The 11,668-nt window shown below is 34.4% G+C and carries 11 protein-coding genes; 9 read left to right on the top strand and 2 right to left on the bottom strand.

What is annotated here, in order from left to right; translation table 11 throughout:
• Positions 1–151 precede the first annotated feature (151 nt).
• Both rnhA and purN read right to left on the bottom strand, forming a co-directional pair.
• Entirely contained in the window at positions 152–625 is a 474-nt protein-coding gene (gene rnhA / locus LUU93_RS02425) for a ribonuclease HI (protein WP_232677804.1), read from the bottom strand.
• A 54-nt stretch (positions 626–679) separates the two neighbouring features.
• Entirely contained in the window at positions 680–1,255 is a 576-nt protein-coding gene (gene purN, locus LUU93_RS02420; RefSeq protein WP_232677800.1) for a phosphoribosylglycinamide formyltransferase, read from the bottom strand.
• Between the two features lie 175 nt (positions 1,256–1,430).
• On the opposite strand from purN, the gene LUU93_RS02415 reads away from it, so the two are divergent.
• From LUU93_RS02415 to LUU93_RS02375, 9 genes are all read left to right on the top strand, one after another.
• Positions 1,431–1,667 (top strand): acyl carrier protein, encoded by a 237-nt coding sequence (locus LUU93_RS02415; RefSeq protein ID WP_007137004.1) that lies wholly within the window; start codon positions 1,431–1,433, stop codon positions 1,665–1,667.
• Between the two features lie 242 nt (positions 1,668–1,909).
• Complete coding sequence (gene fabF, locus LUU93_RS02410; RefSeq protein WP_232677799.1) at positions 1,910–3,163, top strand: beta-ketoacyl-ACP synthase II; 1,254 nt, start codon at positions 1,910–1,912, stop codon at positions 3,161–3,163.
• Between the two features lie 9 nt (positions 3,164–3,172).
• A complete protein-coding gene (gene rnc / locus LUU93_RS02405; RefSeq protein ID WP_232677796.1) occupies positions 3,173–3,913 on the top strand; it encodes a ribonuclease III in 741 nt (246 codons plus the stop codon).
• A 125-nt stretch (positions 3,914–4,038) separates the two neighbouring features.
• Positions 4,039–4,527: an IPExxxVDY family protein gene (locus tag LUU93_RS02400; RefSeq protein WP_232677793.1), complete on the top strand. Its 489-nt coding sequence runs from the start codon at positions 4,039–4,041 to the stop codon at positions 4,525–4,527.
• Positions 4,528–4,532: 5 nt separating this feature from the next.
• On the top strand, positions 4,533–5,966 hold the full coding sequence (gene pyk, locus LUU93_RS02395) for a pyruvate kinase (RefSeq protein ID WP_232677792.1): 1,434 nt from the start codon (positions 4,533–4,535) through the stop codon (positions 5,964–5,966).
• A gap of 532 nt (positions 5,967–6,498) precedes the next feature.
• Complete coding sequence (locus tag LUU93_RS02390) at positions 6,499–8,169, top strand: arylsulfatase (protein WP_232677791.1); 1,671 nt, start codon at positions 6,499–6,501, stop codon at positions 8,167–8,169.
• Between the two features lie 67 nt (positions 8,170–8,236).
• On the top strand, positions 8,237–9,253 hold the full coding sequence (locus LUU93_RS02385) for an HAD family hydrolase (protein WP_232677790.1): 1,017 nt from the start codon (positions 8,237–8,239) through the stop codon (positions 9,251–9,253).
• A gap of 95 nt (positions 9,254–9,348) precedes the next feature.
• Positions 9,349–10,176 (top strand): hypothetical protein, encoded by an 828-nt coding sequence (locus LUU93_RS02380; RefSeq protein ID WP_232677787.1) that lies wholly within the window; start codon positions 9,349–9,351, stop codon positions 10,174–10,176.
• A gap of 39 nt (positions 10,177–10,215) precedes the next feature.
• The gene (locus LUU93_RS02375) at positions 10,216–11,667 is read left to right on the top strand and encodes a DUF1254 domain-containing protein (protein ID WP_232677784.1); all 1,452 of its coding nucleotides are present in this window, start codon (positions 10,216–10,218) and stop codon (positions 11,665–11,667) included.
• Position 11,668 lies beyond the last annotated feature (1 nt).

The raw sequence follows: 11,668 nt of genomic DNA, 5'->3' as shown, positions 1-11,668 counted from the left end.
CAGGATAAAAACAGCTCGTTTTTACCTAAAATCAGCAAGAAATAAAAAATTATCTTGAAAGTGGAATCCGAAAAACCTGAATTAATGTTTTTAGTGGACAATCTTGTTTTTACCAAAAAAAAGAAGCTGTCCTTTTGAGACAGCCTCTTTTTTATTGAGATCCTATCGTTTCGTAATAAACATCTACAGAAAGTTTCGGCTGCATTGAAGCCATAACGGCAAGCTGATCGCAGCGTTCATTTTGCGGATGATTATTGTGGCCTTTTATCCATTTAAAATCTACCTGATGTTTACGGTATACGATTAAAAAACGTTTCCACAAATCCGGATTTTTTTTATCCTTATATCCCTTTTTCTCCCAGCCGAAAACCCACTTTTTTTCAACTGAATCCACAACATATTTGGAATCAGAAATCACAAGGACTTTCATATTTGGCTTTTTGAGTTTTTCTAAACCCACAATTACTGCCAGAAGTTCCATTCTGTTATTAGTAGTAAGACGAAAACCTTCGTAAAATTCTTTTTTATGAGGAGTTCCAACTAATTCCATGACCACGCCATAGCCGCCATTTCCCGGGTTTCCTTTTGCAGCGCCATCTGTATATATATGTACTTCGTGATTCATTTATTTTAGATTGCAGATTTTAGATTTTAGATTGTTCAAATTGGAATTTGGAATTTAAATATTGGAATTTGTATCTAATAGTCTATGAATAATCTCTGGAAAGTGTTTTTGTTCCAGCTCATGAATCTTTTCAGCAACCGTTTCAGGAGTGTCTTCCTCTGTTAAGGCTACATTTGCCTGAAAAATAATAGCTCCTTCATCATAGTTTTCGTTTACATAATGAATAGAGATTCCGGTTTCTTTTTCCTTATTATTTACTATCGCTCTATGAATGTGCATTCCGTACATTCCTTTGCCTCCATATTTAGGTAAAAGTGCAGGGTGAATGTTGATTATTTTGTTTGGATACAGCTCAATTATGTTTTCAGGAAATTTCAATAAAAAACCGGCAAGAACTATCAAATCCGGGTCGATTTTTTGTATTTTTTGTAATACGTTTCTTTCTAAAAGTTCGTTTTTTTCGAAAATTTCGACTGGAATTTGATGATTTTTTGCTCTTTCAATAACTTTTGCCGAAGCATTATTTGTAAAAACCGAAACGACCTTTGCAATTTCGATGTTCGAAAAATATTTTATAATGTTTTCTGCGTTAGTTCCTGATCCTGAGGCAAAAACGATAATTTTTTTCATAATAGAATTTATTTTTAGAATGCAAAAAACGGAATAAAAATCGAAAATAAATAGCTTTAAAAGACCTTTCTTGAAATTAATTTTATAAATTAGTGTCACATTTATAAACTAAATAGTTGTTTTAAAATAAAGTTTTTTATTTTTGCCAACAAATTAAATTCTAAAATTAAAGATTATGTCAGACATTGCATCAAGAGTAAAAGCGATTATCGTAGACAAATTAGGTGTTGACGAAAACGAAGTTGTAACAGAAGCAAGCTTCACTAATGATTTGGGAGCTGACTCATTAGACACTGTTGAGCTTATTATGGAATTCGAAAAAGAATTTGATATTCAAATTCCAGACGATCAAGCAGAAAACATTGCTACTGTAGGTCAAGCTATTTCTTATATCGAGGAAGCTAAAAAATAATAATACCACACCCGATTTTTAAAAATCCCAATTTTTGAAATTCCAAATTCCAATTTTGGAATTTATTTTTTTAAAACTTGAAATTTGTTAAAAGTCGGGTGTTATTATTTTTTAAAATTTAAATTTCGATTGGTTTTCAATCAAAAAGATATATTTATATTGTAATACCCATGGCTCTTAAGTAACAAAACTGTTAAGAAAGCGTGGGTTTTATTTGTTTAAAGACACAAAACACATAATTTATGACATTAAGGCGAGTTGTGGTAACAGGATTAGGTGCACTTACTCCTATCGGGAATAATATCCAGGAATATTGGAATGCACTTGTGAATGGGGTAAGCGGAGCCGCTCCTATCACATATTATGATACAGAGAAGCATAAAACGAAATTTGCCTGCGAAGTGAAAAACTTCAATATTGAAGATTACATGGATCGTAAGGAATCTCGCAGACTAGATAAATTTGCTCAATATGCAATTGCTGCCAGTGATGAAGCTATTAAAGATGCTGGACTTACAGATGATAATGTCGACAAAACTAGAGTTGGTGTTATCTGGGGAGCAGGAATTGGAGGTTTAGAAACGTTCCAGGAAGAAGTAATTTATTATGCAAAAGGTGACGGAACTCCAAAGTTCAATCCGTTTTTTATTCCAAAAATGATTGCCGATATCGCTCCGGCGCATATTTCTATGCGTAACGGGTATATGGGACCAAATTATACTACAGTTTCTGCATGTGCATCTTCTGCAAATGCATTAATTGATGCTTTCAACTACATTCGTTTAGGAATGTGTGATATTATTGTATCTGGCGGATCTGAAGCTGCTGTTACCATTGCCGGTATGGGAGGTTTTAGTTCAATGCACGCTTTATCTACAAGAAACGAAAGCCCGGAAACGGCTTCAAGACCTTTTGATGCAACCAGAGATGGTTTTGTGTTAGGAGAAGGAGCAGGAGCTTTAGTTCTTGAAGATTATGAGCACGCAAAAGCAAGAGGTGCTAAAATTTACTGTGAAATTGGAGGAGGCGGAATGTCATCTGATGCTTACCATTTAACAGCACCGCATCCGGAAGGAATTGGAGTTATTGCAGTAATGAAAAATACATTGAAAGATGCTGGAATGAACCCGGAAGATGTTGATCATATCAACACTCACGGAACTTCTACTCCATTAGGTGATGTTGCTGAATTAAAAGCAATCAGTAAAGTTTTTGGCGAACATGCTAAGAATATCAACATCAACTCTACAAAATCGATGACAGGACATTTACTTGGTGCTGCCGGAGCTATTGAAGCAATTGCTTCTATCCTGGCAATGAAACATAGTATTGTTCCTCCTACGATTAATCATACTGTTGTTGATGAGAATATTGACCCTTCATTGAACCTTACTTTAAACAAACCTCAAAAAAGAGAAGTTAATGTTGCTATGAGTAACACGTTTGGTTTTGGCGGGCACAATGCTTGTGTATTGTTTAAAAAACTAGCTGACTAATTTTCGTATATGAATATTATCAAAAAAATATTTTCTAAATCCCGTTCTCTAGAAGACGGGATTTTTTTTGACACTATTCAGAAAATTCTTGGTTTTCAGCCTGTAAATATTGAGTTTTACAGAAAAGCTTTTACCCATAGATCGTCGAATAAATTAGATGAAGCAGGACATGCTATAAATTATGAACGTTTAGAATTTTTAGGAGATGCGATGTTAAGTGCAGTAATTGCCGCACATTTGTTTAATAAGGCACCAAATGGAGACGAAGGATACTTAACAAAAATGCGTTCAAAAATAGTAAGCCGCGAACATTTAAATGAACTTGGCAAAGATTTAAATTTAGTACGTTTTGTAGAAAGTAAAGTACCTGTTCAGCATTTTGGAGAAAATATACATGGTAATATTTTCGAATCGCTTATTGGCGCTATTTATTTGGATAAAGGATATTCTTATTGCGAAAGGTTTATTCAAAAAAGAGTAATTACCCCTTATGTCGATATTGCAAGACTTGAAGGAAAAGTAATTAGTTATAAAAGTTTAGTTATCGAATGGTGTCAGAAAGAGAAGAGGGTCTTTCATTATGATATTTTTGAAGATAACGGTATTGACGGACAACGCTTGTTTGGTGTCAAATTGAGTATAGACGATAAGGTGATCGCAAGAGCGCGGGCAACCTCAAAAAAGAAAGCAGAAGAGAAAGCTTCGCAAAGGGCATATTTTGCATTTCAGGAAAAAATAGATAAGAAATAATTACAAATTTGATGTAATTTTCTTAATGCTAAATCGTTTTCGTTTATAAATTAACAAAAACAAGCTGCTTATAACTATTGATGCTACGCTAGAAATAGTATATTTACAACTTGATTTTTCATGACATGGCTATTCATAGATTGGATTTAGACGAATTTGACGAAATTGATTATTATTTAATGGCAATTCATACTTCATTAGAAGATTATAGATTAGCCTATTTTATCAATAAGAACCTTCCGGTTAACTTAAGTAAGAGCAAAAACGAGATCCATGCTCAGACTAAAGAAGGTGAGGCAAATTTTTCGAGATTTTATTATTATGATTCTGAGAAAGCTGTTTCGTGGAATTTGATTCAGAATAAAAATGAGATCATTTCTGTGAGTACAAATGATTTCCAGAATTTGTTTTCTAATGAAACAAGTGAGGTTTCTACAACAATTCATTTACTTCCTGAATTCAAAAAAGTAGATTTTTTCCTGAAAATCGATAACAGTGAGGAGGCTGTCGATTTTTCAGAAATTCAGCAACAACTAAATTCAATAGAAAGTATTGCAGCAATTTATGCTGTAGATACCAATAAAATAAAATCAAAAAACAATCTAATTTTTTAAAAAAAATGTTAACAAACAAGAAAACCAAAATTGTAGCTACACTAGGTCCTGCATGTGGTACGAGAGAGATTATCAAGGATATGATCGATGCAGGGGTAAATGTGTTTAGAATCAATTTTTCGCATGCAGACTACGAAGGAGTAAAGGAAAAAATTAACATTATTAGAGGCCTGAACGAAGAGTTTGGTTATACTACAGCAATCTTAGGAGATTTGCAGGGACCAAAACTAAGAGTTGGTGTAATGGAAGAAGGAACTGTAGTGCACGATGGTGATATTATCACTTTTACAACTGCTGAAGATATTATTGGAACTGCTCAAAGAGTGTTCATGAAATATCAAAATTTTCCAAATGATGTTAATCCGGGAGAGCGCATTTTGCTTGACGATGGTAAACTTATTTTTGAAATTGTTTCGACAGATAAAAAAACAGAAGTTGTTGCTAAAGTAATTCAGGGTGGAGAATTAAAATCTAAAAAAGGGGTTAATCTTCCAAACACGAAAATTTCTTTACCGGCTTTAACAGAAAAAGATATTGCTGATGCCATTTTTGCAATTGAGCAAAAAGTAGACTGGATCGCACTTTCATTCGTAAAAACACCTCGAGATTTACAAGATTTACAAGAATTAATCGCTAAGCATTCTGAATATAAAATTCCAATCGTTGCTAAAATTGAAATGCCAGAAGCTCTTGAGAACATGGATAAAATTGTAGCATATTGCGATGGTTTAATGGTTGCCCGTGGGGACCTTGGGGTTGAACTACCTGCTCACGAAGTGCCATTGGTACAAAAAGACTTAATCCGCAGAGCAAAAACGGCTAGAATTCCTGTTATCGTTGCAACACAAATGATGGAAACAATGATTACAAGTTTAACCCCAACAAGAGCAGAGGTAAATGACGTTGCAAACTCAGTAATGGATGGTGCAGATGCTGTAATGTTGTCTGGAGAAACTGCAACAGGAAATTACCCGGTACAAGTTATTCAAAGAATGACACAAATTTGTGAGGCTGTTGAGAATTCACCACTTATTCAGGTTCCACAAAACACACCACAAATTAAAACAAAACGTTTTGTTACTAAAACAGTTTGTCATCAGGCAGCTTTATTGGCAAATGAAATCGAAGCTAAAGCAATTTGTACATTAACAAACAGCGGTTATACAGCTTTCCAAATTTCTGCATGGAGACCATCATCGGCGCATATTTTAGTATTTACTTCAAACAGAAGAATCTTAACACAATTGAATTTATTATGGGGAGTTAAATCATTCTTCTATGATAACGAAGTAAGTACAGATGATACTGTAACAGATGTAAATAAAATTGCAGTTGAAAAAGGTTATGCATCAAAAGGGGATTATTTAATTAACCTTGCTGCAATGCCAATTAAAGAAAAAGGAATGGTTAATACTATGAGAGTATCTGAAATAGAATAGTCTTTAAAATTACCTAAAATATACAAAAAGCTATCTGCTAAGCAGATAGCTTTTTTATTATAAAATTTTTAACATGAAAGAAAAAACTTTCAAAAAAAATGTTATATTTGAATTTTCTTACAATAAGAATTAATGATAATACCACTTGCAGTTATTTGTGCAGCTTAAATATGTCATACAAAGAAATTAATGACACCTGAAATTCTGTTTTGATTAAATTTTAGACCCGTTGCAAATTATAATTTGCAACATCATGGAGCAAAATAAAATAGCTTTCATGTTGCAAATTATAACTTGCAACAATGTAAAACCTTAAAAATAGGATAATTCGTGTTTTTATTACTTAATTTTGAGATACTTAACAAAACGTTAAAAAATTGCTGTTGCAAATTCTCCCAACGACAACGGCAAACTTGTTATAAGAAATTGCTTTTAATATAGATTGCTATTTGCTCATTTTAGCAAAGTTATAGTTTGATTTTTTTCATGAAAACAATTATATAAACAAAAATTATTAACAAATCTTATTACTATGAAACAAAGTAAATTTAGAAACGCTATAGTGCTTTTCACACTAGTATGCTTCACAATTGTTCAGGTGACAGCTCAGAATAAAAAAGTCAACATCTTGGTACTATGGGGTGATGATATTGGAACTACTAATATTAGTGCCTATAGTGATGGACTTATGGGGTATACAACACCTAATCTTGATCGTTTAGCCAATGAAGGATTACGTTTTCTTCATTATTATGGAGAACAGAGTTGTACTGCAGGACGTGCAGCTTTTTTAACAGGACAGCATGGTCTTAGAACCGGACTTACAAAAGTAGGGTTTCCTGGAGCACCAATGGGAATGAGTCAGCTAGATCCTTCTATTGGAGGAATTTTGAAAAGCTTAGGATATGCAACAGGTCAGTTTGGTAAAAACCACGTAGGAGATCGTAATGAGAATTTACCAACTGTAAACGGTTTCGATGAATTTTTCGGGAACCTGTATCATTTAAATGCAGAAGAAGAGCCAGAATTGCCGGATTATCCTAAAGATCCAGAATACTTGAAAAAGTTTGGACCAAGAGGTGTATTAAAATGTACGGCGACAAGTACAGATGATGCCACTGTTGATCCTCGTTTTGGAAAAGTTGGAAAACAAAAAATAGAAGATACCGGAGCACTTACTAAAAAAAGAATGGAAACTGTAGATGATGAAACTTCGGCAGCAGCAATTGATTTTATTAAAAGACAAAATGCAGCGGGTAAGCCATTTTTCTGCTGGTTCAATGCCACACGTATGCACCTTCGTACGCATGTTAGAGCAGAACATAGGGGGAGATATACACATGGGGATAGTGAATATATCGATGGTATGATTGAACATGATGAAACTATTGGAAGTATTTTAAAAGCCCTGGATGATTTAGGAATCGCAGATAATACTATTGTTGTGTATTCTACAGATAATGGCCCACATATGAACACATGGCCTGATGGAGCAATGACACCATTTCGTTCAGAAAAAAACACCAACTGGGAAGGAGCTTTCCGTGTACCTTGTATCGTACGCTGGCCAGGAGTTATTAAACCAGGAACTGTAACTACAGAATTAATGAGTCATAATGACTGGATTCCAACTTTTGCATCAATAGCAGGAGAACCAGATATAACTAATAAACTTTTAAAAGGGTATACTGCGAACGGGAAAACATATAAAATACATTTAGACGGTTTTGACCAAAGTAATTTTTTACGTGGTAAAACACAAAAAAGCGCAAGAGATAAATTCTTTTATACAGATGATGATGGTCTTTTGGTTGGTTTAAGAGAAGGCGATTATAAATATGTTTTTGCAGAACAGCGTTTGGGGGGTACAATGGGAGTATGGGCAGAGCCCTTTACCAAACTGCGTTTACAAAAGATATTCAATTTGTACCAAGATCCTTTTGAAAGAGCTGATATTACTTCAAATACATTCTGGGATTATCAATTGAATCATGTGCAACTGATGTATGGAGCAATACAAGATGTGGTTGCATTTGCTGAAACATTTAAAGAATATCCACCAAGATCAATTCCGCCGAGTTTCTCTGCATATACTATTATGGAAGAAGCAATGAAAGATATTAAGGCACAAAAATATATAGAAAAAAATGTGATGCCTAAATTAAAAGAGGAAGAAGCAGCAGATTCAAAAAAGAAGAAGTAGAAAAATAATGCTTGATAGAGCTTGAATTATCTCCTAGTTCAAGCTCTATAAATTAAAAATCAATATCATGTATAGAAAAATATATATATTGCCACTCTTTTTATTTTTACTCATTTCCTGTAAAAAAAATGAAAACACGACTGCAGTCAATCCTAAAGACAGCACTACTGTTATAGCAACCAGCAGTAATCCCTTACCAAGCTGGAATGATGGAGTTTTGAAAAAAGATATAATTGCTTATGTCGAAAAAGTCACAAAAGAAGGTAGTCCAGATTTTATTCCCATCGAAGATAGAATTGCCACTTTTGACAATGACGGGACATTATGGGCAGAAAAGCCATATGTTCAGGAATTATTTGCTTTTTATCAGGTAAAAAAAATGGTGCAGGCTAACCCAGCCCTCGCACAAAAACAACCATTTAAAGCAGTAATTGAAAAAGACAAAGCTTTTTTTGAAAAAGGAGGTGACAAAGCTCTGATAGAACTTGTTGCTGCAACACATACCGGAATGACCGAAGACGAATTTGAAACAGCAGTAAATGATTTTTTTAAAACGGCAGCTTATCCCGGTAAAAATGTTCCTATAAAACAAATACGTTATCAGCCGCAATTAGAGCTGCTGAATTATCTCCGAGCAAACGGATTTAAAACCTATATCGTAACAGGTGGTACAATTGAAGTTGTGAGAGCAATATCTCAGGATTATTATGGTATTCCAAAAGATCAGGTCGTGGGAACTTCTTTTAAATACAAATATGATGATGCTAAAAATGCAGTGCAGAGAGAACCAGTTTTGGATCATTTTAATGATAAAGAAGGCAAACCCGCAGGCATACAACTGCATATAGGTCAGCGTCCGGTTTTTGCCTGCGGAAATGAAGGCGGCGCAGGTGATATTGCCATGCTGAAATATTCGCAGGGAAACAAATATCCGTCATTTCAATTATTAGTAAACCATAACGATTCCATCAGAGAATACAGTTATCAGGAAAAAGATAATTTGTCATTAAGTACAGCTGCAAAAAATAAGTGGCATGTGGTAAGTATTAAAGACGACTGGAAAAAAGTTTTGGCAGATAAATAATTTGAATTAGTTAAAATCTCAAATGAAGCAGCTTTTGTTTGTCTAAGGTTGTTTCATTTGGATTTTTAGATTGATTAAAATCTTAAAATACAGCTATGAAACGAATCAGATATATCAGTCAGAAATTATTTTTCAGCATCCTGTTTTTTATTTTATTCTTTGTTGTTTCTGCTCAGGAAGCTGTACCCAAAGCAGGAGCTAGCGCACAGGAATTGGCAGATAAATTGGCAAATCCCGTGGCAAGTTTAATTAGTGTGCCTTTGCAGAATAATTTAAATTATGGTATTGGTCCTTTTAACGGATCAAAATATACTATAAATATACAGCCGGTAATTCCTTTTAAATTAACAGAAAACCTAAATTTAATTACCCGCTATATATTGCCAGTCGTAGACCAAAGAGATATTACAGGAAACAATACCCATCAATTTGGGTTAAGCGACGCAACAGTTACGGCTTTTTTTGCCCCTAAAACAAAAGGTCTAATTTTTGGTATTGGTCCGGCATTTTTAATTCCAACAGCAACAGATGAATTATTGGGAACAGAAAAATTTGGAGTAGGCCCAAGTGCATTAGTAATGCATCAGGGAAAAGGACTTTCAGTAGGTTTCATTGCCAATCAAATCTGGTCAGTTGCCGGAAATGAAGACCGTGCCGATTTTAATCAGTTTTACACCCAGATATTTCTTTCTCACAGCTATAAAAGCGGTGCCAGTTTAGGTGTAAATGCCGAAATAACACAAAATTGGAATGCAAAAACGACATTAATATCATTAAATCCTTCTATTGGTGCCGTTACAAAATTAGGCGATCAGGTGGTTCAGTTTGCTATTTCACCTTTAATTCCAATTACGGGCCCTTCTGAATCCAAACCAGATTGGGGATTACGAGCCATACTTGCATTTGTTTTTCCAGGGTCTTAATATGCATAGTTAATTTTTTTAATCACTAAAAAATAAAGTATGAAATCAAAAATTTTATCCCTAATAATAATTGTCTATTTAGTATCTTGTGCAAAATCTACTACAAAAAATGAAGAACAAGATGTTGCAGACAACGGACAAATAACGCAATTTAAGCCAGCAAATATTGAAGAACAAATTGTGTATAACCGTGCAGTTGAAGCTGTTATTTGGGGAATGCCAGCAGTTAATTCAGAATTACTGTATGAAAGTCTTGTAAAAGTAAAAGGTGATTACAATCAGATAGTTTATTGGTCAGGTTTAATAAATTCAAAAAATCAAACCTTAACTCCTAATCCCGATGTTGTATACATAAATCCTTTGTATGATACAAGAAAAGGGGCGGTTGTGTTAGAAATTCCGCCTGCAGAAGGCAATTCTTCTTTAACGGGAAGTTTAGATGATGGCTGGCAGACTGCAATTGAAGATATTGGTCCGGCAGGAATAGATAAAGGAAAAGGAGGAAAGTATTTGATTTTGCCTCCAGATTATAAAGATAAAGTGCCGGCAGGATATATTCCAATGCCTTCATCAACCTATACCGGTTTTGCAATTCTTCGTTCGAATCTTACTGATGGAAGCCCAGGTGATGTTAAACGTGCGATTGATTACGGAAAACGTATCAAAATTTATCCCTATTCTCAGGCAGCAAATTCTCCGGCAACTAAGTTTACTGATTTACTTGGGGTTGATTTCACTAATACGATTCCGTATAATTTTCATTTTTTTGAAATACTGAATCAATTTGTGCAGCGTGAACCCTGGTTAGCACGAGATTTGGTAATGGTTGATTTTTTAAAATCGATTGGTATTGAAAAAGGAAAAACTTTTGAAGCTGATGCGAGAAAAAAAGAAATTCTGGATGCGGCGGCAAAAGACGCACACATTTATCTTGATAAAGGTTATGAAGCTATTTTTAAACTGCCTTTTTATGAGGGAACTAATTGGGCATTACCAGCTTCTCAAGACGTTGTAAAAGCAATATCGTCTAATTATACGGTTCCTGATATATATCCGGTTAGTGAAAGAGCCATAAGTTACTCAATGGCCTATTTTAGTGCAAAACATCTCGGCACAGGACAATTTTATTTAATGACAATTAAAGATGATAAAAGACAGTCACTTGATGGATCAAAATTATATCAGCTGCACTTACCGCCAAAAGTACCTGTAAAATTATATTGGTCTGTAACAGCTTACGATCGTGAAACGCATGCACTTATTAAAAACATGAAATATTTCAGCCGTGCATCAACATCGCCAGGACTTCAAAAAAACAGTGACGGTTCTGTAGATATTTATTTTGGAGCAAAAGCCCCTGCAGGTAAAGAAGCAAACTGGGTTCCGACAGATCCAAAAAGAAAATTTGAATTACTGGCACGTTTCTATGGACCAGAGAAGGGATTTTTTGACAAAACATGGAAAATGGGAGATGTTGAAGAAGTGAAATAAG

The organism is Flavobacterium soyae, assembly GCF_021245985.1.
Taxonomy (GTDB): domain Bacteria; phylum Bacteroidota; class Bacteroidia; order Flavobacteriales; family Flavobacteriaceae; genus Flavobacterium; species Flavobacterium soyae.
This window is presented reverse-complemented; position numbering and strand designations above follow the sequence as displayed.